We start from the raw sequence: 23,181 nt of genomic DNA, 5'->3' as shown, positions 1-23,181 counted from the left end.
ACTTACAGCATTCTGAAGATAATCATCAAAATTTTATTATAGAATTTATTGATTATTTTCTAAACCCTCTCTCCATTCTCACGTAATACTATTGCAAACTAAGCAGATATACCAGATCAGGTAAATACTTGATTTTGTGTAATTTATTGTACCTATTAAAGGAGGAAGCGACATGAACCAGACATCAGATTCACAATATCAGCCTGAGCAGGAAAGAACTTTTGCGGAGAACCAGGTAATTAATGAATCTGCTGTAATTCCGGTAATTGAAGAGCAAGTACACGTAAGCAAGCAGCAAATAGAAACCGGCAAAGTGCTTGTTTCTAAAAAGGTGCACGAAGAGGAGAAAACCATAGATATTCCGCTCGTACATGAAGAACATACAGTAGAACGGATTCCGGTAAACCAGTATGTAGAAAAAGCACCTGAAGTACGCTATGAAGGAGACACTATGATTATTCCTGTACTCCGGGAAGAAGTAATTATACAAAAAAGACTGTTTATAACTGAAGAATTACGTATTACTAAACGCAAAATAGAAACTTCTGTGCCTCAGCAAGTAACTCTACGCAGGGAAGAAGTAATAGTAGAACGTATAGCCGGAAACAGCGAAGATATAGATACCGGAATACCCATCCGGCCAAAAGAGAATAACTTAGTTGATACAACAACTTAGTTAATACAACCCAAACAAACTAATCTTTTATTTAACCTAAACACCTAAAAAAGGAGGACCATCATGGCACAAACAGTGATTGGAATTTTTGATAATGAAAGCGAAGCCCGAAGGGCCGTTGACAATCTGGTAGAAAGAGGCTTTACCCGCAATAGTATTGATATTGCCGATAGAAGTTCTAGCAATTACACTTCAAGCGATAGTGATTACACTAGCCGCAAACACGACGACGATGATAGCATTGGCGGCTTTTTCCGCTCTTTATTCGGAAGCAGCGATGAATCCGATAAGTATAGCCGTGTTGCCAGCCGTGGTTGTGTAGTTACTGTTCATGCCCAATCTTCGGACGAAGCAGAAAGAGCAGCTGATATTCTGGACGAATATGGCGCAGTAAATGTTGATGAACGTGCATCTCAGTTTGGTAATTACTCAAACACTACTTCTAGCTCTAATTTCACAGATACCACTACTACCGGTGCTGCTTATACGGCCGATAGGTTTGATAAGGATACAAACAGATTCGACGCTGATAAATTCAGAGACAGAGATGTTGTTGACACAGATAGAGTAGATATTGATAACAGAACAAATTTGGATAGAAGAGATGTAGTTGATTCTGAAACTTCACTGCCTATCATTGAAGAACAACTTAATGTTGGAAAACGGGTAGTAGAAACTGGTGGCGTTCGTTTACGTAGCCGGATTATTGAAAAACCTGTAGAAGAAAACCTTCGTTTGCGGGAAGAACATGTACGTGTAGAAAGACACCCAGTTAACCGTCCGGCTTCTGAAGCTGATCTGGCTGGATTCCGGGAAGGTACAGTTGAAATGACAGAACGCTCAGAAGTACCTGTTGTAAATAAAGAAGCCCGTGTAATAGAAGAAATATCTTTGAATAAAGATGTAGAAGAACGGGAAGAAACTGTGCGTGATACCGTTCGCAGAACTGATGTGGAAGTAGAGAATTTGAAGAGAACTGATGACAGGATCGCAGATACTGACAGAATATATAATTCTGACGAACGCAGATTAGATTCAGATGACCGCACACTAGATGATGATGAAGAACTGAGCAGACCAAGAGGTGTGTAATCGGTTTCTGATACAAATATCAGGAGTGAATTTTAAAGCAGCTGCCCACATGATTGGCAGCTGCTTTTTAGTTAGAATAGTTGTGTGTTGTTTATACACTAATTTTTTGCACACTACTATCTGCCACATTCACCAGAATAGCTTCAACCGTTTCATACCCCATCTCTTTCAGAAATTTACTATAGCGTTGTAATCGCTTGCTATCCGCATCTGAGGGCGAACCAGGCAAAAAATTCAATATACTTATTGTTTGCCTATTTACTACAACTCTATCAGGAGATGGTAAAGATAATGCTCTGGCAGAAATAATATTATGAGCTGACATAATACGTACTTCCGGGCTAAAACAAGGCTGTATCCATTCATGAGAAAGGAGTGCTTTCAATCTTCGTTCAAATTCTACTGCTTCAGTAATATCTACCAGGCCTTCTGCCTGGAATGTAAGAAGCAGATCATCCAGATCTTTCGCATAGGTTAAACGGGAGAGGGCGTAACAAAGCTTCTGGGAAATATCCCTTTGCTTTTCTAAAGTGAGCGGATCGAAAATAATAGCAGCTTTCCGGCTAAGTCTGGCCTTATCCTGCCAGTCGGCATATTGGGTTTCCCGTAATGTCCATGTTTCGTTTTCTGTAACAGTAGATTTTGTTCCTGGCTTGGGCAAACCCTGGTGAAAAATATAAGTATTTCTTTCCGGCTCCCACTCTCCAAAATGGGCAATGTACTGGTAAAGCAGGTAACTCACATTTACCCGGCTGGTATCACTCTTTTTCTCAAAATCGTCTTTTTTAGTGAGCAAATACAGCCGGTCTGTTGGTCGGGTTAAAGCTACATAGAGTGTATTCAAACTTTCCACAAATACTTTTTCGGATTCCCGGCTATACTGATCCCGCAAAGGAGTACGGTTTAGGTCTTTTACCGGAGAGATAGCGGCTGAACGGATAGGTAATTCATGAAGCAAATAGGTAGCCGGATGCAGATTTTCTTTTTCCAGGCTTACCCAAAGTAAATCTTCTTTATTGGGCGAAAACTCCCAGTCAGCAAAAGGTACAATTACTACCGGGTACTCCAGTCCTTTGGATTTATGAATAGAACTTACCGTAATCGCCTCCCACTCTTTAGGTGTATTGATACACAGTTTTTCTTTCTTTTGCTCCCAGTATTCCATAAAATCGGCCAGGTGGTTGCTCTGCTTGATACTGAATTCCAGAATTACATCCAGCAAACGGAACAGATAGGCGGCCTGCCTGGGTTTGCTGAATAATTCAAATACTTGTATCACTTTTTCACTCAGTTCGTAAATACCCGACTGCTGGATGCGCAAAGGATCAATAGTATAGCCTTTTTCAGTAAAATATGCATAAAAAGGCTCAGTAGTAGCCCCGGTCAGAATTTCCTTTACAGCCTCTCCCGTCGCATCCGGCAAAGTGCCCAGAATATAGGTATGAAACAGATGCAATGCCTCATAGCGGTGCAGGGTATGTTCCGGCTCGTGGATTACTTTAAACAAAGCCATTACCAGTTGCACCGATCGGGCTGACTGTAACAGCAAAGCTTCCTGGGAAATCACTTCTATGCCCTGTTCCTGCAAAAAATTGGCAATCTCTTTCCCTTTAACATTGCTGCGGTTCAAAATTGCCATATCCTGATAGGAATATCCTCCTGCTTTCGCCTCATAAATGATATTTAGTAAGGCATCAAACGTATTAAATTTATAGGGATTAGCCAGTTCCTGTGGAGAAGCATCTAAGGTGAGCAATTCTTTGGAAACAAAATCCACCTGGATGTGTCCGCCTGTCCGGGGTTGTGGCGGAATTTCCTGTTCAAAAAAGGCATCATATACATCAGCAAGCAGACGTTTATCATGGTTATATAAACCGGACAGCAAGCGGAACAAGTTGTTGTTAAATTCAATGATTTCAGCTGTACTCCGGTAATTCGTAGTAAGCCGTTCAGATTTTAGGGAAAACTCCAGGGTTTCGTAGCGGTAGTCCAGTAAGTCGGATTGCTGATGCTTTTTACTGAGTTCGGCAAAACGTTTCTGGGAAAGGTATACAATTTGTTCCATATCGCCTCCCCTCCAGCCATAAATGGCTTGTTTGGCATCACCTACAATCATACTAAAATGTCCTTTGGCCACACTGTTTTCTATCAGCGGTAGCAAATTGTTCCACTGTAGTACCGAAGTATCCTGAAATTCATCAATCATGATGTGGTTATAACGTTCACCCAGGCGTTCATAAATAAAAGGCACCGGTTCCTGCAATACTATATTGATAATGGCCTTATTAAAATCCGAAATGTGCACTACATTTTTCTCCGATTTAATGGCTTCCAGCTCCGTATTGATCTCATGAATAACAGACAATTTGTAAAAATGCCGCAAAATGGCTTCCAGTAGAATAAACTCGCCTTTCAATCGCTCAATGGCTTCATAATATTCCAGCAAACCGGGAGCAATGGCGTTTACTTTGGTACGCTGCGCCTCTTTTACTGCTTTGGGTGCCCATTCACTGCCTTCAATTCCCCGGATAAAAGCTTCGGTAGGTGCCCAGATAATGCGCCCTTCCGGATCTTCTACAATTTTGGAGAAATAGCCATGTATACCATTGCTTCCACCCACAAAACATTTGCTGTCTAGTCCATTTTCGGCGATGAGTTGCAAGGCTTCATCCGCCAGGCTGGCTACTTGTCCCTGAAGTAACTGGAGATACTCCCGGATTTTGCTGCGGAAATCCCGGAAATCCTGTAAAGTAACCTGTTGTAATTTCCCTACTGCTTCAAATACTTTTTCATTCAGCAGATGCATTCCGAATCCGGCAAGATCATCTGGCAAATAGTTCCAGCTTTTGCCTTCGTCCGCTTTTTCCATCGCATAGCCTTCCAGCATTTCAGAGAGTACGGCTTCTTCTGCTTCTCCTATTCTGTTCAGCAGCCGGTCGATGGCATTATTAAGCAGATCGGCAGCATCCAGGTCTACTTCGTAATTAAAAGGAATATTGAGTTCTTCTGTAAAGGCACTCACCAGCCGGTTTACAAAGCTATCAATCGTGCTCACCGCAAAATCCGAGTAATCATGCAAGATACTCCTGAACGTACGTCCGGCCCGTCGGCGGATTTCTGTGGCTGTTACATGCTCGCCTTCTGCCCGTAGTTCTTCCACAATGGTCTGGAGCAGCACCTGGTTGGACGCCTGCCTGGATTCAGATAGGGAATTCTCATCGGAAAAACCTTTCAAAGCAGACAAAATCCGCTCTTTCATCTCATTTGCCGCATCGTTGGTAAAAGTAATAGCCAGAATTTGCTTGTAATAGGTAGGATTGTCCTGTTGCAAGGCTAGTTTCAGGTACTCTTTGGTAAGGGTATAGGTTTTTCCGGAGCCGGCTGAAGAACTGTATATTTTAAATGGATGCGAGCTGGGCATTAGTGTATTAGAAGTTGGAGGATGGAAGTTGGAAGCTGGAAAATTCTGGTTGATGCTTCCTGTTCTACAATTCCATCTATGTAAAGGTAAAACATCTGTAGTTTCCGGCTTACAATTTCCTATATTATCTTCATAACAGCGGGCTTATTTACCTCTATCAATTTTTGCCAGGTTTTCCTGTTTCAGGATTTTAATGATTCGAGCTTCTGACAATATACTCACAATTAGAATAACAGGTTGAATCAAAGCGCTTTTCAGTTTGCTTACTGTCTAATCAAATAGAGCTTATAAGAAAAGCAGATTAAATCTATTTAAATGAAATATCCATTATAACTGATTACCTGAGAGAATTTGAAAGATAAATGATAGAAATCGGATACTAATCTGTTTACCTTCTCATTTCCAGCTTCCAACTTCGATAACTACTCAGTGAAAAGGCTATAAATGGATGGTATTTATGATAGCATAAAAACAAGCAATGTGATTTTTTATTTTACTTGCTGTAATCTTGATGACAAATAATACTAAATCAGATGTTCAAAATGAAATAAGGAAGAAAATTCCCTGGGCATATTTAAAGATCATAGCTGGTAACTGCAACCTTCAGTTTATGGGGTTCAAGATGTCTATTCAATGCTTCTGAAGTTCAAGGTGTCAGGCTATAATTTCACGAACTACTTTTCCATGAACGTCAGTCAGGCGGTATCTTCTTCCCTGGAATTTATACACTAACTTTTCATGATCAATACCTAATAAATGCAGCAAGGTAGCCTGAAAATCGTGCACATGTACTGGATCTTGTAGTACATTATAGCCAAACTCATCGGTTGCCCCATAGGTAAATCCTTTTTTTACACCTGCCCCTGCCATAAACAGTGTAAAACATTTAGGATGATGATCCCGGCCATAGTTGTCGGCAGTGAGTTTACCCTGGGAATAACTGGTACGTCCGAATTCACCGCCCCATATTACCAGTGTATCCTCCAGCAAACCGCGTTGTTTTAAGTCCATAATCAGGGCAGCTGAGCTCTGGTCGGTTTCTTTACATTTTACAGGCAAGGCATTCGGCAAATTCCCATGATGGTCCCAATCCCTATGATAGAGTTGAATAAACTTTACTCCTTTTTCGGCAAGCCTGCGGGCAAGCAGGCAATTGGCAGCAAACGTTCCCGGTTTACGTGAATCGGGACCATACATGTCATAAATATAATCCGGTTCTTTGCTTGTATCCATAATTTCCGGAACTGATGTTTGCATGCGGTAGGCCATTTCATACTGCGAGATTCTGGCCTGTATTTCGGGGTCTTCAAATTCATCGTACTGCATTTCCTGCAATTTGTTTAGGTAATCCAGTTGCTCCCGCCTGCTCTCTGAAGCTACTCCAGGAGGATTAGATAAGTATAACACTGGATTCTTTCCAGCCCTGAACTGCACTCCCTGGTGTTCAGAAGGCAAAAACCCATTTCCCCACAACCGTGCATAAATAGGTTGCCCGGTTTGTCCTTGAGTAACCAGCACAACAAAAGCCGGCAAATTCTCATTATCTGACCCAAGGCCATAACTCAGCCATGAACCTATCGATGGCCTGCCGGGAAACTGGGAACCACTCTGAATAAAGGTAATCGCCGGATCATGATTGATGGCATCCGTATGCATGGATTTTACAAAGCAGAGTTCATCTACAATTTTGGAAGTGTAAGGCATTAATTCGCTCATCCAGGCACCAGACTTTCCATATTGTTTAAAGTTAAACGAAGACCCTGCCAATGGAAAAATTGTTTGTCCGGAAGACATACCAGTAAGCCGCCCTTCGCCACGAACGCTTGGAGGCATATCATTGCCATTCATCTTATTGAGTAAAGGCTTATAATCAAATAAGTCCAGGTGTGAAGGAGCGCCACTCTGAAACAAGTAAATAACCCGTTTTGCTTTGGGCACAAAATGTGGCTGGCCTAATACGCCGCCATTCGAGTTTTCAATGATCTGTTTTGGGTTGGCTCCCTGTCCAAATAAGCCTAAAGGGTTTAGCAGTGAAGCAATACTGGCGGCTCCCAATCCCAGAGATGTTTTAGTGAGAAAATCCCTTCTGGTATATTTGGTATTATAATGATTACAGCTAGAATGATCCATGTATTTCTTGTGTTAAGCTTATATCTACCGTTTCATATAGGATTCATCATGATTGAACAGCGTACTGGCCACCATAGCTAATGCGGCTGTTTTAGCTTTATCAATACCATCTTCTTGTTTATACTCTCCCACACCCAGTAATTCCTCTGCCTGATTTGTGTTGTGCGTAAACTGTGTGTACTGCGATTGATACAACTGCTTTAATACTTCAATTTCTTTCTCTTTGGGTTTTCGTCCGGTAGTGAGGCGGAAAGCCAGTTCGAGTTGTTGCTCCAGTTCATCTCCCTCTTTCTGCAATCGTATGGCCATTACTCTGGCTGCTTCTACAAACTGCGGATCATTTAACAGCACCAAGGCCTGCAAAGGGGTATTGGTGGTTTCCCGTTTTACCATACATACATCTCTGGCGGTTGCATCGAAGGCAACCATGGCCGGATGTGGCGAAGTACGGCGGATGAAAGAATACATGCTGCGGCGGTATAAGCTATCTCCTTTGCTGGGAACATAGTCAAATAGCATGTGGGAGAAATTATTCTTTTCTGTCCAGAGACCTTCTGGCTGATAGGGTTTTACACTTTCTCCACCCACCCACCTGACTAATAATCCACTGGCTGCCAGGGCATTGTCGCGGATCATTTCAGCTGGCAGGCGGTATTTGGGTCCTCTGGCCAGGAATTTATTATCCGGATCTGTTTCCAGTAACTGCTTATCTGCCCTGGAGTTTTGCCGGTACGTAGCTGACATGGCAATTAGTTTCATTAGTTTTTTCACGTCCCAGCCAGATTCCCGGAAGGTAATGGCCAGCCAGTCGAGCAATTCAGGATGGGATGGCAAATTGCCCTGGTTACCAAAATCATGGGAAGTTTTCACCAGGCCTTGTCCAAAAAATAGTTGCCAGTAGCGGTTTACTGTTACACGGGCTGTAAGCGGATTGCGGGCATCAAACAACCATTTCGACAAACCCAGGCGATTTTTGGGTAGGTTTTCCGGGAAGCTCATTACACTTTGGGGAGTAGCGGGATTTACTTTTTCTTTTGGTGAATCATATTGTCCACGGTTGAGCACAAAGGCAGGCCGGGTCTGTTTCATTTCCTCCATCACCATTATTTCAGGCACCTGATTGATTGCCTTAATTCTGTCATGGCGTAATTCTTTTAATTCCTGTTGAAGTGCCTGATAGTGGGAATTGCGGAAAGTGAGATACTCTTGCGCAGAACTGCCCTCTGGTTGTGCTTCCGGCTTTACTAATTTTTTAATTTCAAACGTAGATATTTGCCGGTTAAATAAGCTTACTTCATCTATCATTCCTTTGAAGATTCCATATTCTCCAGTGAATACCCTGTAGCTTTTTCCGATTTTAAGGGGTCTTTCCTGCGCTAAATGCTTTACATCATCAATAGTCCGGATAGTTTTGTACAAGCGGTCATAGTTATTTGCTGTAGATACTTTCTCACCATTCATATACAGTTTCACACCAGAGGCTTTTCCAGAACCTTCATAGGTGAAAGCCACATGGGTCCAGGTATCAAGCGGAATACTTTCAAGGGTGCTTACATGCAAATAATTATGCGGCAGTGAGTGAATAAGCCGTACAGAAAGATGATTGGCCGTATCCAGGTAGAATTCCCATCCCCGCCAGAAATTGTTTTTGTTGCCGGTGTTTCCTATCAGTGTCTGCGTTTTGCCTTTCTCCAGTTTAGAGGTATTGATCCACATGCCCACAGAAAAAGCTTCATTCATTTCATATGCGCCTACTTTCTTCAAAAACACCTCATCATACTCATCATTAAACAGTAAGGCTTTGCCTCTTTTACCATTCACCAGCTCAGGAGTGCCCGAAGAATAACATTGGGGTGAGCCATCTATGATTAGTTCTTTTTCTCCTTCTTTCCTGGTGGTAGTTGCTGTTTTGTCAAAAGGCAAATAAGCGGCTGGACTTTCCGGTGCAGGATATTTATTCGATATAAACTGGTGTATCTGGTCTGCTTTTTCTGCTGAAAGCTCTATCTCTTTTTCTTTGTCCTGTATTTGTTTATCCAAGGCAGCTAACTTCTTTTCTGTGGTTTCATCCGGCAATAGTAACATAGGGCCATAATTTCCATCATCACCAGTCATGCCGAGCTCTTTTACATTATTGAAAAAAGCTGATAACGAATAATAATCTTTCTGGGAAATGGGGTCAAATTTATGATCGTGGCACTGCGCGCATTCTACGGTTAAAGCCAGAAAAGCAGTTCCAATAGTGCTGGTGCGGTCAAATACATATTTCAGGCGGAATTCCTCATCAATCACTCCTCCTTCAGCCGTCATCGGGTGGTTGCGGTTAAAAGCTGTAGCCAGAATCTGCTCTTTTGTGGCATTAGGCAATAAGTCTCCGGCAATCTGCCAGGTACTGAACTGGTCATACGGCATATTATTTTTAAACGCCTTAATTACCCAATCCCGCCAGGGCCACATCATGCGCCATCCATCCGCATGCATCCCATGAGAATCGGCATAGCGGGCAACATCCATCCATTCCATCGCCATACGTTCGGCAAAGGCATCTGTGGTGAGCAGGCGGTCAACTACTTTTTCATAAGCATCAGGGGAATTATCGGTTAAAAAAGCATCTATTTCTGCAATAGTCGGAGGTAAGCCTGTTAAATCCATTGTTACTCTGCGTAACAAGCGTTCTTTATCTGCTTCCGGAGCCGGACTAAGGTTTTTGTTTTCTAAAGTGGCTTGCACAAAATTATCAATGGGATTATTTGATTTCCATGATTTGTTTTTTGCCAGTGGAACTTCCGGCTTAGTTGGTGGAATAAAAGCCCAGTGTGGTTTGTACTCGGCACCCTGTTCAATCCATTTGATAAGTGTAGCTGACTCTTCTGGTGTTAAACTCAGATTTGAACTGGCTGGCGGCATTCTTTCCTCCGGATTTTCAGAAAGGATACGTCTCACCACTTCGCTATTATGCAAGCTTCCAGGTACAATCGCCTTCCCATGCCCTGATTTTAAAGCGGCGAAAGCTCCTTCTGCTATATCCAATCGTAAATCTTCTTCCCGCTTATTTTTATCTGGCCCATGGCAGGCAAAACAGCGGTCTGAAAGAATAGGCTTTACGTGCAGGTTAAAATCAATTTTATCTGGCAGATTTTGTTTTGCCTGGGCAATGTTTTCGGGAATTGTTACCTGATTACACCCATACAGCGCTGCTAAGACAATAAGCAGCAGCTTTCGAAAATGGCAGGCCATAGGCAAAATTTTTTAAATTCCTATCACGATAAAAGATAAAAAAATATTCAATTATTAATTTACTAATAATTTTTTTAATAAAGACTTCCCTTATAATATTTTTCGCCGATCAGCTTATGTAAGGAAATTCTTCCTATATCCTTTTGAATGTGAACACAATAATAAAAAGTATTTCACCCACATTGTTAGCCAAGAAAGCAAATGGGCTTATGTCCTGGTTCATGCCAAAGCTACTTAACTTAATATAAAACATATTACCGCTATTTTTCAGGTAATAATACTATTACCAAAGATGAGAGTAAACTAAAGCTCCTACAGTAATGAACATCCCAAATCTTGCTTCTAGTTAGTCATTGTGATCGGACAGCAATTTTTGTATGCTGGATTTTATCTTTTCTATAAACTTTATATAAAGTGATTATCGCTTAATAAATGGAGCTAAAGAATTAAAATACAGAACATCCTGGTGTTGTAAATTCAGCGGGAACTATGGAACTGAACAAAAAGCCACAGATCACTTTCGGATAAAAGTAGGTAGATTTCTGGGGCATGGTATATCCGCTGGCACATACTTTTTTTACTTCTTCCATAGAAATATTTTGTGTAATAAGCGCCATCTGTGCTTCTCCCTGCATCACCTGCGCCATACATTCAGAGAAGCTTCTGGAAAAATGAATATAGGGACTTTTCCGCTGATCCTTTCCCGGAATACCTAAGGCTTTTTCGATCACAAAATAATGAAGTACCGTCAGGTCGAGTTCTTTTACTTCGGGTGGAAATTGCCAGCTCATCTGGCTGAATACCTCTGGCTTTAACCGGATTTTATAGACGGTATCTTTCAGCAATAAGCCAAATGCCCACTGTTTGCCGAGAATAATTTCATTCAGATCATAAGGATCTTCTACTACCTTAATTATAAAATAAGTTTGCAGTTTGTGCATAAAATCTGATACATCCAGATCAGGCAGGCTACAGATGAGGCGGTGAGTAGGCAGAATACACAAATCATTGGCTTCCGTATTGCTCAGGTACATCAGGTGATAATTATAGGGCTCCTGCCCGGTATGCGCCGGATTTTCGGCCATATATTTTTTACGCAGTGTAATGGAGCTTTCATAGCGGTGGTGTCCGTCGGCAAGGATAACTTGTTTATGTGCCAGCTTCTGCATAAACTTTCTGATAACAGCTGCATCCTGAATGACACTCAATACATCTCGTACTCCCTGGTAATCTTCCGTTTCGTAAATGGGATTCAGGATACTCTCGTCCATATAGTATTCCAGCTCAAATTCTGCATCGGTATATAAGCCATGCGTTGGGCTCACATGTAACTGGGTAGCTTCCAGAAGCGCTGTTCTGTCGTTCACGGAATGCGGAATGGTATTTTCATGGCGTAGAATTACTTTTTCCGGCCAGTCGTAGGCTTTAATATGACAAATAAATCCTTTCCGGCAAAAAGTTTTGGGATTTCCCGGCAAAGAGAAATACTGATAATATACATAAATAGCTGGCAATGCATCCTGTAAAATAATCTGATCCACTTTCCATTGCTGAAGTAGCCTGGCTGCTTGCTGAGGAGCATATTCGCCGGATGGCACAGATATATGAATACTATTATAGGGATGCTGGTATAACCGGTTGCGTTGTTTATCGGAAACTACATCGAAAAGTGGAGAGGTAAGCTCTTCAATATTTTCAAATAAACTTTGGTTGTATCTCCATGCCCGGAAAGGCTTAATTTCTGCCATTAGCTGTATTATAAATGAATAATAGGCCGCAAGTTATAGAAATGCCCGGTTCTCACAGCATTTACATATACTTTTGGAGAATGTAGCAAAAGCAAATCCGCACAATTTTTAAGTCATTCGGTTTGCGTATATATTGTTTACTTTTTAGTGAGATAAATAGTTTTCCCCTCTTTGGCAGACCGCCTGGCCGCATCCAGAATTTCCATGGCTACCATATTTATGGATAAAGAAGACAGATCATCTGTTGACTTAATTTCACCTCTGATAACAGCCGCCAGATAGTCGAAGGGATTCTGTTGGGGAGACTTGGTTGGTTCTGCTTTTAGAGTGTTTTCCTGCGATTTTTCATGTAAGCGTACCCGCATATTCAGCGCATCAATGGTTTGTATATAGCCTGTTTTTCCATAGATGGCCATATCTTTTCGGCTGACCGGCCAGTTCCAGGATGCTTGTATAATCCCCTGGGCTTTGGGATACGTTACTATTATAGTTGCTTCATCATCTACCTTCGGGTAAATATCAGGTTTAATTTGCTGGGTGATGGCAGTAACCGAAACAGGCCGTTCTCCTTTCATGAGCCAGGTAATTAAATCAGCCCCATAACACCCAAAATCGATTAATGCGCCTCCCCCATTCTGCTCGGGATCGGTAAGCCAGTCTAGAAACTCTTTGCCAACGCCAATTTCCATAGGGCCTGGGTGACCATCATGTACTACTATTTTCCGGATATCGCCAATACTTTTGTCCTGATTCACCATGGCATAGGCTTTATGTGTGCTGCCATACCAGGTGGTTTCGTAGTTAGTGAGTAAGTGTATCTTGTGTTTTTTGGCCAGTGCTTCCATTTGTTTCGCATGATCGAGGCTGATAGCCAGTGGCTTTTCTACCATCACATGAATCCCTCTGGGTGCACAAATTTTTACTACTTCCAGGTGGCCAAATATTGAATTGAATGCCGCGACTGCTTCAGGCTTGGTTTTATCCAGCATCTCCTCCAGGCTATTGTAAACAATGTCCATACTAAAGCCATATTTCTTTGCATACTGCTCGGCCAGTTCCCGGTTGGGTTCCGCAATTCCCACCATTTCAACTACTTCTTTGTTTTTATAATTTAATATCATTGGAGCATGACCATGATTTAATCCGGCTACGCCCACCCGTATGGGTGCTTTTTTTTGAGTCCGTGCCCGAACCATGGTTGCCATACAAAGAAGGTTGAGAAATAAAAAAACAATCAAAATACAGGTCTTACACATAGGAGTAAAATTTGGCCATAAAGTACTTAATTAATTCTGTTTCCGCTATTTTTTTACGTGGTTGTTTCAAGAGCCTGCATTTCCATCTTTCAAAGTAAAACAAATACAAATGCCGGGAAATAAAAAATCCTGCCATCAGACAGGATTTTCGAAAGAATGAGTTATAAATAGTTATACTTTTGGTCTACAACTTATACCATTACGTGCTTTTCAGCATGGTAAGAGGAACGCACCATCGGACCTGATTCTACATATTTTAATCCCCGTTTTAGGCCTTCTTCTTTATAGCGTGCAAACATATCCGGGTGAATAAATTCAGCTACTTCCAGGTGCATTTTAGTAGGCTGTAAATATTGTCCTAAGGTCAGAATATCCAGGCCATGTGCTACCAGATCGTCCATTGCCTTATATACTTCATCGGCTGTTTCGCCTACACCCAGCATAATACCGGATTTGGTGCGTTTGCCATATTCTTTAATGCGCTGAATCTGTTCCAGGCTCCGCTCATATCTGGCCTGTGGGCGTACCCGTCTGTACAGGCGTTCCACCGTTTCCATGTTATGCGATACTACTTCCTGGCCTGCACTGATCATACGGTACAAGGCTTCCCAGTTGCCTTTTACATCCGGAATCAGAGTTTCAATGGTAGTAGCAGGAGATGCTTTTTTTACTTCTACTACGGTCTGGTACCATATTTCAGCACCTCGGTCTTTGAGTTCATCCCGGTTAACAGAAGTAATCACAGCATGTTTTACTCCCATCAGTTTAATCGCCTCGGCCACCCGGCGGGGTTCATCGGTATCGTATTCAGTTGGCCTGCCGGTAGCCACGGCACAAAAGGTACAGCTACGGGTGCAAATATTGCCCAGGATCATAAAAGTGGCGGTACCGGCTCCCCAGCATTCGCCCATATTCGGACAATTGCCACTCTGGCAAATGGTATGCAGTTTATTATCATCCACAATCTTCCGGACATTGGCATAAGTCTTACCAATAGGTAGTTTTACCCTCAGCCAGTCGGGTTTGCGTGTGGTATTTTTAGAAGATTCTATTACTGGAAGTTCAATCATAAGTTTGTGCAATGTAATGATGGGCAAAATTGCGGTTTACTACTAAATATGAAACAACAAAGCCCAAATAAATAGTTTATTAATCAGCGTTTGCTGCCGAAAAATAGAGTAAGATATACAGAACTGAATACGCTTCTGTTCTGGGCGGCAGGAATGATAATAATTTTTTTGGTGTAGGCTTCGGCTAGAAAACCTACTTCGAAGCCGGTTACACTGTTTCGAAATCCGCTTAGTTCAAAGCTCAGGCCTGCTTTGGCATGTAAGCCCATGGTAACATTCATTTCACCAAATCCTTCGGTAAGGCCCCCACTTCCGGAAACCCGGTTAAAATCATTATGCCTGTCGGGGTTATAAGGTTCTGAACGGACATCCTGCGGAGAGTATGCATACAAAATATAATAGGGTTTTACCAGTCCGATAGAAGGTCCGGCAGCGGCAATGGCATTGATTTGTACACCTTCGTCGGGCGCCTTCCGGAACAGTACTAGTTCGCGGCCATAATTAGGACGGATTACAAACAGGTAGTTCTGCTTGCCATAAATAAAGGTATTCCCGGTTAAATTGCTTTGCGCCCGTAATTCCTTGGGATGTTTCACATTTACAATCTCCAGTCCGAAAGTCTGGTACATATTTGGTCCCATTGCCCTGGCATATTTAATCATGGCACCGCCAATAATCCCTCCATTGGTATTAAAGTTGACACCATATACAAATTCAGATTGATACTCTTCGTCTTCCTCCTCCTGAGCAAGCGCAAAACCTGAAAATAAAGTGCAGAAAAGTATGATGAGTGCAGAGCGAAACACGGCTTATATAAATAATTAAGGTGATTGTGAAAGCTAGGTATTTTTACGAATAACGCAAAAAAATAGTCAAATGTTCATCCATTTGACAGGCTGTAAAGTTAACGAAGCAGAGCGAAGTTTATTGGTATTCTTCAGACAATTGAGTTCAATTTCCGTAAAAATTTTAAGAAAGTGCAGCGCTCTCAATTTCGATGAATAAGGAAACTAATTTGATTTCAATATAAGTGGAGTTACTATTGTATTTCTAGTTGAACGAATAGCGGGCTGCTAAACTTTTATAAATGATATTTACTGAGTGCTTTTATTATAAGCTAAATTTTATTGGAATGGTCACTAAGGTTCTTACCGGTGCTCCATTAATAATTCCTGGTTGCCAAGTATTCATCAAATCTATAACATCCATTGCTTTTTCATCAAACCCCTCACATAGTCTTTTTGCGAACTTCTTATTACTTAAGCTTCCATTTTTTTCTACTATGAAAGAAATAAAAACTCTTCCTTCACAATCTAGACTTGTCCTTGGCCATTTTAAATGTTGGTTGACAAACGCTGATAGGTTAGAAATCTCATATTCTCGCTCCAGTGTAATCAATTTAGGATAAGAATCAACTGATAAATAAATAGTTGTATCCCTTTGATCGATGTTATGAAAATCTTGAGAATAAAGTTCAGAAGCTATGCTTACCAACATACTAATTAGCAATATGCTTATTTGGTATTTGCAACTACTTTGATTCATAATAGCTGATTATTATACATATCTCTTTTAACTCTAGCCAACAAATAAGCACTACCCATTCCAGCTCATAGGGTATTTTTCATCTACATAAGGTAAAGCTTCTTCTGTCAGAATTAAGGGTCGGAACGTATCTACCATAACCGCCAGTTCATTGGTTTTGGTAGCGCCAATGCTGGCTTCTACTGTTCCGGGATGTGGGCCATGCGGCAAACCGCCAGGATGCAATGTAAAAGATGCACGATCAATTCCTTTGCGGCTCATAAAATTGCCTTCTACATAATATAACACCTCATCCGAATCTATATTGGAATGGTTATAGGGCGCAGGAATGGAAAGCGGATGGTAATCGAATAAACGGGGTACAAAGGAGCAGATCACAAAATTATGTGCCTGGAAGGTCTGATGCACCGGAGGCGGCTGGTGAATACGGCCAGTGATGGGCTCAAAATCGTGAATCGAGAGTGCATAGGGATACAAATATCCATCCCAGCCTACTACATCCAGCGGACTGAATTCATATACATATTGGTGCAAATATCCGCCCTTTTTTATTTTCACCAGGTATTCTCCTGTGCTATCCTCTATATTTAATTCACTAGGCGGACGGATATCCCGTTCGCAATAGGGCGAATGTTCCAGCAATTGCCCCAGTTCATTACGGTATCTTTTCACCGTTTCTATCGGACCGGTAGACTCAATAATAAGCATACGTACCGGAGCTTCATCAAACTGGAGCTTATAAATGGTCGTTCTGGGAATTACTATATAATCGCCTTGCTCAAAACGTAGTTTACCAAACTGAGAAATGAGTTCACCACTCCCATCATGTATAAATAGTACCTCATCGGATTCGCCATTTTTGTAAAAATAATCCATACTTTTTCCTGTAGGATTGCAGATAGATAAGGCTACATCATGGTTGGCCATCAGGGTTTTGCGGGAATCCAGATAATCTGCGCCGGTTGCCTCTACCACAGAAGTTTTCAGATGGGTATGTTTAAGCGGATACTGATGTGCCAGTGTAAAACCAAACGGAACAGGCTCTTGTACTTGTTTTACTTTAGTAGGCGGATTTTTATGATACAGGATAGAATAAATTCCACTGAAACCTTTAGAACTAACTACTTCTTCCTTATACAAACTGCCATCTGGCTGCCGGAACTGGGTATGCCGTTTGTGGGGGATGTCTCCTAATTTATAATAATAACTCATAGCAATTGGGTTTATAAGTCCCCTAAATGAAAGAATTACTGAATTACAGAAAATCTGAATTTATGTTAAAGCATTCAGTAATTCTATAACTCAGTAATTCTGTAACTTGGTCCGCGGACTATTTATTTAATAGCTACTTTTCCTTTTTCGATGTCTGCCGCTTTATCGAAAAGCTTATTGGCCTGCTGGTAAATCTCATCGGTAGCAGCCATTACCTGATAATATTCATTGTTCATTCCACTGTTCCCGCTTTTCCACACACTTCTGGCAATCAATGCTTTAATTTGTGTACGAATAAAATCTTTGGAGCGGTTAAATTCAGCTTCGTTGTACTTCACCCCTGCTGCTGTAGCCATATTTACTACTTCTTTCAGCATTGGTTCAGATACAGTAAAGCTGGCATTATAATCAGCAAATTTTTGCTTTTCAAATGTTGCTTTATGATTGGTATAGTATTTAAAAGCATATTCCCGGATAACATTAGCACTGGCCAGAGCTGTCAGATATTTGCTGTTAAAACTTGTATCCAGGGCGACAAAATAGTCGGGCATAATACCACCACCACCATACACCGTACGGCCTTTGGTCGTCTGATATTTAAGAGAATCATTGAATTTAATACTATCGGCATGAAAGAATTCACCATGTTCGTAGCGTTTCATCACATCCATGCTATAGCCTTCGTCTGATTCATCATGCGTATAGGGTTTTTGAATGCTGCGTCCACTAGGCGTATAATATCTGGAAATAGTTAACCGCAACTCTGACCCATCTTCCAGTGGAATAGGAGCCTGCACCAGACCTTTTCCAAACGAACGGCGGCCTACAATCAATGCTCTGTCATTATCCTGTAAAGCACCGGCTACAATTTCTGAGGCAGAAGCACTTCCTTCGTCAATCAACACAATCACCGGACCTTTTTCGAATAATCCGTTCATATAGGCATTTACCTTTGAATCGTACCGGTTTTCTTTGCCGTCTGTGTACACAATCAGTTTATTGCCGGCTAACAGTTCATCGGCCATATTGGTAGCCCGGTCCATATATCCGCCAGGGTTGCCTCTTAAGTCTAGCATCAGTTGCACCATGCCCTGGTCTTTAAGGGTTTTCATGGCTTTTTTAAATTCTTCGTAGGTATTAGCTGCAAAGCGGTTTACTTTAATATAGCCTGTTTTATTATCCATCATATACACAGCATCAATAGAATAGCTGGGTATTTTGTTTCTGGTCACCGTATATTGCTGAACCTCTTTACTCATACCACGGGCAATACCCAGTTTCACTTTCGACCCTTTGGGCCCACGTAGTTTACTAAATACCATCGCATTATCTACTTCTTTACCTACCATTGGTTTGCCATCCACTTCCACAATTTTATCGCCGGCACGGATACCTACTGTTTCAGAAGGGCCACCAGTAATGGGAGCTACCACATACACCGTATCTTTAAAAATATTAAATTCTACGCCAATGCCATCGAAATCACCTTCCAGCTGGGAACGGGCCATTTGTAGATCTTTAGCAGGAATATAGACTGTATGCGGATCAAGGCGTTCCAGCATTTTTTCGATAGAATAGTCAATGAGTTCTTCTGTATTGACCGTATCTACATAATCCCTGTCTATATAGGTGAGAATCTCTTTGTATTTCATGTAGCCTTTGGCAATGGTGTTAATATTACTGCTGCCGCCAAACATGGTGGCACCAATAAAAATACCTCCGGCAATGGCAATCGCCAAGAGCAGAGGTAACCGTATAAAAAACTTCGAATTATTTATATTACCCACGTGAATAAAAGATTAAGTTGCGAATTTGAAAGAAAGTATAAATTAGTAATTGTAGTTTATAAATCCAAGCTGAAATCTGCTGTTTCCAGTCTTTTCCGGTAAGGTTCGTATGTAGATACATATACTATGCCGGGAATATTGTAAACGCAAATAGCCATGAAAAGCTGCTTTGTATGAAATGAAAGTTATTAAATTTTGGTTAAAATTGTTAACAGGTTTTGATGAGTGGTAATTTTACCAGAGGCTTTATTTGTGAATTCATTACTATCTTAGTTCTATAATCATTGGAATAGTCAATCTTACAGGTACTTTTACTCCATCTAATTCTCCAGGAGTCCAATTGTTGATTTTAGTTACTAATTCGTTTGTATTAAACTGAAGACCTTGTGGTTTAATCAAGCAAAATTCACGAACTTGCCCATTTTTATCTATAATAAATGTAAAAACGATTCTACTATCTATTTGGTGTCTAGTGCCTCTATCAACAACAATATTTCTGGCAATAGCTTTATAAAACTGGTTAATCCCCCCTTGATATTCAGGCTGTTTGGAAACTACCGTATATACTTTACTTCCATCCAGAGTATCTGTCTCACTAATGCAACTATTTGGAATGAAAGTCGACTGAGCCCTAACAGATAAGATAAACAGAATAAATACTAGCGTAAAAATCGGACGTATCATAATTTACGTGCATTATACCAATAACATATCTTACAAAGATTATGTTCGTAAACTAACATCATTCCGGTTTGAAATTTGTGAGCCGATAGTGAATAATTCATAAATTATTTATATTTGTATACAGGCTTATAATTCTATGAAGGTGGAGATACTCAATAAGAAAATAACAGAACTGGTAGATGAGAATTACATCTACGCCTATGTTCTCTATTATTTTGGCATACAGTTTTATGAATACTCCGAACCTACCCTGGTACAGGTATGCCAGAAGAAAGGCTTGAATGTAGCGCAAGTGGTACGCAGCCTGGAATCTATTCAGAAAACAGAACCTGTTCCCCAGGTACCTGTAGAAGAACTCCCGGCAGACTTAGTAATTGAGTATCTGAAACATTCTCACCACATTTTTATCAAGCAAAAGCTGCCCTATATCGCCCGCCTGATCGAAAAACTAACGCCTGCCTCTGCTACTTTGGTAAAAGACCTTCAGATTGTGTTTCCTTTGTTTGTGGAGGATTTTATTTACCACATTTACGAAGAAGAAGATACCTTATTTACCTATATCTCCCAGCTGGTAGCAGCTACCAAACAGCAGATGAATCCCGGTAAATTATATTATGCGCTCCGCAAACATTCTATTCAGAAATATGCCATGGACCATGATACCCATGATGATGAGATGCAGGGCATTCGCAACATTACGAACGGGTATACGCTAGAACCTCAACATGGCCTCCATATGAAAGTGGTGTTTGCTGAACTGAAATCTTTTGAGCAGGAACTCAAGCTGCATGCCCGCATTGAAAATGAAATTCTCTTTCCAAAAGCCCTTATCTTGGAAAAAGAAGCGCAGAACAAGCTGAACAAGACCTCTCTACTAAATTAAGGTTTCTGCTATACTTGTAAGAAAAAAGCTGATTATAAGTTACTTATGCAGGTCAGATATTACTCTGCGATTTCCGACAGAATTTTGCTATATGCTTCTTTAGCCGCCTGATAGGCTTTTTGTGCTTCTGGTTTCTCCTTCGCAGAAATCTGACTTTCTTTCTGACTCCAGCATTGATCAACTGCTTTTACACACCATTCTGCACTTTGCCTGGATGCCCGGATGGGTTTATTATCTACAATAACAAATATGGGATTGGTATGAGATGAAGGCAAAATACGCAGCGCTACCCAGCTGCTTTTGGCAACAGGTACATCAAAGCTAATATCCTGCAGGTTACCATCAGCGAGTATATCTTTGGTGGCCACAACTTCTCCATTTACGATCAATTCAACAGGTACAGTCCGGGTATTTCCAATCCTTGCTCTTTCCAGATTCCAGTACGGTTTTTGATACCAGAGATCTTGCGAAAGATTCAGTTTGCGAACAGTAGTGTCATTTTGTACTGCCAGGTAAGCTCCTACTTTCGCACTTACTTTAACAGTAGAAGGGCCTTTCATATGCAATTCACTCCCGTTCGTTCCTACTTCCAGTGTATTCACCCTGAAGTTTAATAAATGGCTTTTCCCTTCTGATACATAACTCCGCCCGGCTTTGAGGCCATTCACCCAATCGTTAAAATTCAACTTTCCATCTAATTTTACATAACTGCGTCCATGGGCAACTTGCTCTTCGCTCATGCAGGGAAAATCTGTTTCTCCGCTGATTCTGGTGCGGTATCCGCAATTTAAGGTATGATACCAGATATTCAGTTCATGGGAATGGGGAGTATCCACGGTAGAAATAAAATCTACCAGATCTTGTGTAACCGCTACAATATATTCGTTGGCTCCAATACCATCAAATCTGGGCATATCGTAGTTGGGTAGCTTATCTGTTTTCACTTCCAGACCCAAACCAGAGTGAGCATAGCCGGTAACAGCTCCTTGTGCTTTGGCCCATTTAAGTACCGGAAGTGTCCAGGTGGGCCAGTCTTCAAGTACTTTTGTATTCGGGTAATCCTGGTCTTTGAGCCGCAAGAGTACAATATGTCCGGCATGACCGGATGGGAAACCGGAAACTTCCAGGTCATAGCGCATCAGGTTATCTGCCGTAGAAAGAGAATTGTCTTTGCCTTCAAAAAATTGTTTCTGGTGATAATAGCCTGGTCCCCAGGTAAGCACACTTCCCACATTTACGCCTTCTCCCAGAATATGCTTCATCATATCCGATGGATTTACACCTACCGTAGGGGTAGTATAATGTGCACAACCAGCCGCATGAATATGATGATCGCCTGAGTACCAGCCCATTTTTGCCGGGTCAATCCACCGTTTGAGGTTAAATGTAACTGGCTGAATAGCCTGCGTAGTTACAGTTATATTCTTTTTCTGAGGGATATATTCTGGCCCACGGCTATATTCAATGGAGTAATTACCTTCCGGAAGCAGCATGTGTTCGCCATGCTGCCGGTAGATCTGATCCTGAAAAAAAAAGTCTGGTGCCAGCCTTTTGGCTTGTGGCGGATAGATATGCCCTTGTTTGTCTTTGATCACAAAAGAAGCTGTAGTGGGTTTACCATTTTCATCTTTTACTTCAAACGCAATGGTTTTTGACGGAAGACAATCAAATAGAATATCTGCCTCATTCCGGAAACCCAGATCCTGTGTTGTATGTCCGGCATGTACACTAAAACTGGCTGCTCTTTTACCGGCATCCCGGCTGTATAATTGCACAATAAAGTATTGTAACTCTAGTCCACTCAAATAATCCTGCATGGGTGGTTTGGTATACAGGCTCATGTCCAGCCATCGGTCGCCGATGTCTTGTTTGGTAATAGGATCAATTTTGCCTTTTGGATAGCCATTAAACGCATCGCCTTCTACTGCATACACTTTCGAAGCCTGCTGGCTACTGGCTTGCAATACAGCAGTGATGCCTGCCTGGTTATCTACTTTGATAAGGAATGTTCGCCAGCCATTCTGCCAGAGCTGCGGATTTGCTTTTCCAGGCACTACTTGTACCCGGCTTTCAGGATTAATACTTGCTTCCAGGATACAATATTTGTCTAATGTACTTGCAATTTCTTCTGTCATCTGGAAGGCATTTCTGGTCCGGATAATCTCTTCTATTTTTTGCTTATCTGCTGAGGATAGTGGTGTACCCAAAAAATCGAGCGTTTCCAAAAGCCGATTGGTCTGGAAAAGAAAAGGCTGCAAATCAGATTGATTTTGAGCTTTAGCCGGATGAAGTAACAGAAGAAATAGACAACTTAAACAGAGTGCACAAGTATAGGTTAGAGTTAGCTGGTATTTTTTTGACATTATTTTTCATTGTTCTGGCTTGGAGCGTAAGATATAGAAAAAACAATATGATGAAAAGGGTATAAGTAAAACTCACC

Annotated in this window: 15 protein-coding genes; 3 read left to right on the top strand and 12 right to left on the bottom strand. The window is 41.4% G+C overall.

Annotation, left to right across the window (positions count from 1 at the left end):
* Positions 1 to 172: 172 nt before the first annotated feature.
* Both GXP67_RS18730 and GXP67_RS18725 read left to right on the top strand, forming a co-directional pair.
* On the top strand, positions 173 to 676 hold the full coding sequence (locus tag GXP67_RS18730; protein WP_162444539.1) for a YsnF/AvaK domain-containing protein: 504 nt from the start codon (positions 173 to 175) through the stop codon (positions 674 to 676).
* A 63-nt stretch (positions 677 to 739) separates the two neighbouring features.
* A complete protein-coding gene (locus GXP67_RS18725; protein ID WP_162444538.1) occupies positions 740 to 1,768 on the top strand; it encodes a YsnF/AvaK domain-containing protein in 1,029 nt (342 codons plus the stop codon).
* A gap of 91 nt (positions 1,769 to 1,859) precedes the next feature.
* Here GXP67_RS18725 and GXP67_RS18720 read toward each other — a convergent pair whose 3' ends face one another.
* The 11 genes from GXP67_RS18720 to GXP67_RS18670 all read right to left on the bottom strand — a co-directional run bounded on the left by GXP67_RS18720 (position 1,860) and on the right by GXP67_RS18670 (position 19,858).
* Entirely contained in the window at positions 1,860 to 5,189 is a 3,330-nt protein-coding gene (locus tag GXP67_RS18720; protein ID WP_162444537.1) for a UvrD-helicase domain-containing protein, read from the bottom strand.
* A gap of 654 nt (positions 5,190 to 5,843) precedes the next feature.
* Complete coding sequence (locus GXP67_RS18715) at positions 5,844 to 7,319, bottom strand: DUF1501 domain-containing protein (protein ID WP_162444536.1); 1,476 nt, start codon at positions 7,317 to 7,319, stop codon at positions 5,844 to 5,846.
* Positions 7,320 to 7,343: 24 nt separating this feature from the next.
* Positions 7,344 to 10,556 carry a DUF1553 domain-containing protein gene (locus tag GXP67_RS18710; RefSeq protein WP_162444535.1) on the bottom strand — a complete coding sequence of 1,071 codons (3,213 nt, stop codon included), beginning with the start codon at positions 10,554 to 10,556 and terminating at the stop codon, positions 7,344 to 7,346.
* Between the two features lie 446 nt (positions 10,557 to 11,002).
* The gene (locus tag GXP67_RS18705) at positions 11,003 to 12,304 is read right to left on the bottom strand and encodes a DUF1015 domain-containing protein (RefSeq protein ID WP_162444534.1); all 1,302 of its coding nucleotides are present in this window, start codon (positions 12,302 to 12,304) and stop codon (positions 11,003 to 11,005) included.
* A 137-nt stretch (positions 12,305 to 12,441) separates the two neighbouring features.
* Complete coding sequence (locus GXP67_RS18700) at positions 12,442 to 13,509, bottom strand: Gfo/Idh/MocA family protein (RefSeq protein ID WP_232064500.1); 1,068 nt, start codon at positions 13,507 to 13,509, stop codon at positions 12,442 to 12,444.
* Between the two features lie 242 nt (positions 13,510 to 13,751).
* Entirely contained in the window at positions 13,752 to 14,630 is an 879-nt protein-coding gene (gene lipA, locus GXP67_RS18695) for a lipoyl synthase (RefSeq protein ID WP_162444532.1), read from the bottom strand.
* Between the two features lie 83 nt (positions 14,631 to 14,713).
* Positions 14,714 to 15,436, bottom strand: a complete 723-nt coding sequence (locus GXP67_RS18690) for a hypothetical protein (RefSeq protein WP_162444531.1) — start codon at positions 15,434 to 15,436, stop codon at positions 14,714 to 14,716.
* 304 nt (positions 15,437 to 15,740) lie between these two features.
* Positions 15,741 to 16,175 carry an energy transducer TonB gene (locus GXP67_RS18685; RefSeq protein WP_162444530.1) on the bottom strand — a complete coding sequence of 145 codons (435 nt, stop codon included), beginning with the start codon at positions 16,173 to 16,175 and terminating at the stop codon, positions 15,741 to 15,743.
* A 51-nt stretch (positions 16,176 to 16,226) separates the two neighbouring features.
* Positions 16,227 to 17,387: a homogentisate 1,2-dioxygenase gene (locus GXP67_RS18680; protein ID WP_162444529.1), complete on the bottom strand. Its 1,161-nt coding sequence runs from the start codon at positions 17,385 to 17,387 to the stop codon at positions 16,227 to 16,229.
* A 122-nt stretch (positions 17,388 to 17,509) separates the two neighbouring features.
* A complete protein-coding gene (locus GXP67_RS18675) occupies positions 17,510 to 19,174 on the bottom strand; it encodes a S41 family peptidase (RefSeq protein ID WP_232064499.1) in 1,665 nt (554 codons plus the stop codon).
* Positions 19,175 to 19,438: 264 nt separating this feature from the next.
* On the bottom strand, positions 19,439 to 19,858 hold the full coding sequence (locus tag GXP67_RS18670) for a hypothetical protein (RefSeq protein ID WP_162444528.1): 420 nt from the start codon (positions 19,856 to 19,858) through the stop codon (positions 19,439 to 19,441).
* A 136-nt stretch (positions 19,859 to 19,994) separates the two neighbouring features.
* Between GXP67_RS18670 and GXP67_RS18665 the strand changes: the two genes are divergently transcribed.
* On the top strand, positions 19,995 to 20,741 hold the full coding sequence (locus GXP67_RS18665; RefSeq protein WP_162444527.1) for a hemerythrin domain-containing protein: 747 nt from the start codon (positions 19,995 to 19,997) through the stop codon (positions 20,739 to 20,741).
* A 59-nt stretch (positions 20,742 to 20,800) separates the two neighbouring features.
* Here the strand turns inward: GXP67_RS18665 and GXP67_RS18660 are convergent, their stop codons facing one another.
* Complete coding sequence (locus GXP67_RS18660; protein WP_232064498.1) at positions 20,801 to 22,966, bottom strand: CehA/McbA family metallohydrolase; 2,166 nt, start codon at positions 22,964 to 22,966, stop codon at positions 20,801 to 20,803.
* Positions 22,967 to 23,181 lie beyond the last annotated feature (215 nt).

The organism is Rhodocytophaga rosea, assembly GCF_010119975.1.
Lineage (GTDB): Bacteria > Bacteroidota > Bacteroidia > Cytophagales > 172606-1 > Rhodocytophaga > Rhodocytophaga rosea.
This window is presented reverse-complemented; position numbering and strand designations above follow the sequence as displayed.

What these genes read in the sequence shown, in the direction of transcription:
- GXP67_RS18730 (WP_162444539.1), top strand. Translation starts at nt 173, where the DNA reads ATGAACCAGACATCAGATTCACAATATCAGCCTGAGCAGGAAAGAACT.
- GXP67_RS18725 (WP_162444538.1), top strand. Translation starts at nt 740, where the DNA reads ATGGCACAAACAGTGATTGGAATTTTTGATAATGAAAGCGAAGCCCGA.
- GXP67_RS18720 (WP_162444537.1), bottom strand. Translation starts at nt 5,189, where the DNA reads ATGCCCAGCTCGCATCCATTTAAAATATACAGTTCTTCAGCCGGCTCC.
- GXP67_RS18715 (WP_162444536.1), bottom strand. Translation starts at nt 7,319, where the DNA reads ATGGATCATTCTAGCTGTAATCATTATAATACCAAATATACCAGAAGG.
- GXP67_RS18710 (WP_162444535.1), bottom strand. Translation starts at nt 10,556, where the DNA reads ATGGCCTGCCATTTTCGAAAGCTGCTGCTTATTGTCTTAGCAGCGCTG.
- GXP67_RS18705 (WP_162444534.1), bottom strand. Translation starts at nt 12,304, where the DNA reads ATGGCAGAAATTAAGCCTTTCCGGGCATGGAGATACAACCAAAGTTTA.
- GXP67_RS18700 (WP_232064500.1), bottom strand. Translation starts at nt 13,509, where the DNA reads ATGGCAACCATGGTTCGGGCACGGACTCAAAAAAAAGCACCCATACGG.
- lipA (WP_162444532.1), bottom strand. Translation starts at nt 14,630, where the DNA reads ATGATTGAACTTCCAGTAATAGAATCTTCTAAAAATACCACACGCAAA.
- GXP67_RS18685 (WP_162444530.1), bottom strand. Translation starts at nt 16,175, where the DNA reads ATGAATCAAAGTAGTTGCAAATACCAAATAAGCATATTGCTAATTAGT.
- GXP67_RS18680 (WP_162444529.1), bottom strand. Translation starts at nt 17,387, where the DNA reads ATGAGTTATTATTATAAATTAGGAGACATCCCCCACAAACGGCATACC.
- GXP67_RS18670 (WP_162444528.1), bottom strand. Translation starts at nt 19,858, where the DNA reads ATGATACGTCCGATTTTTACGCTAGTATTTATTCTGTTTATCTTATCT.
- GXP67_RS18665 (WP_162444527.1), top strand. Translation starts at nt 19,995, where the DNA reads ATGAAGGTGGAGATACTCAATAAGAAAATAACAGAACTGGTAGATGAG.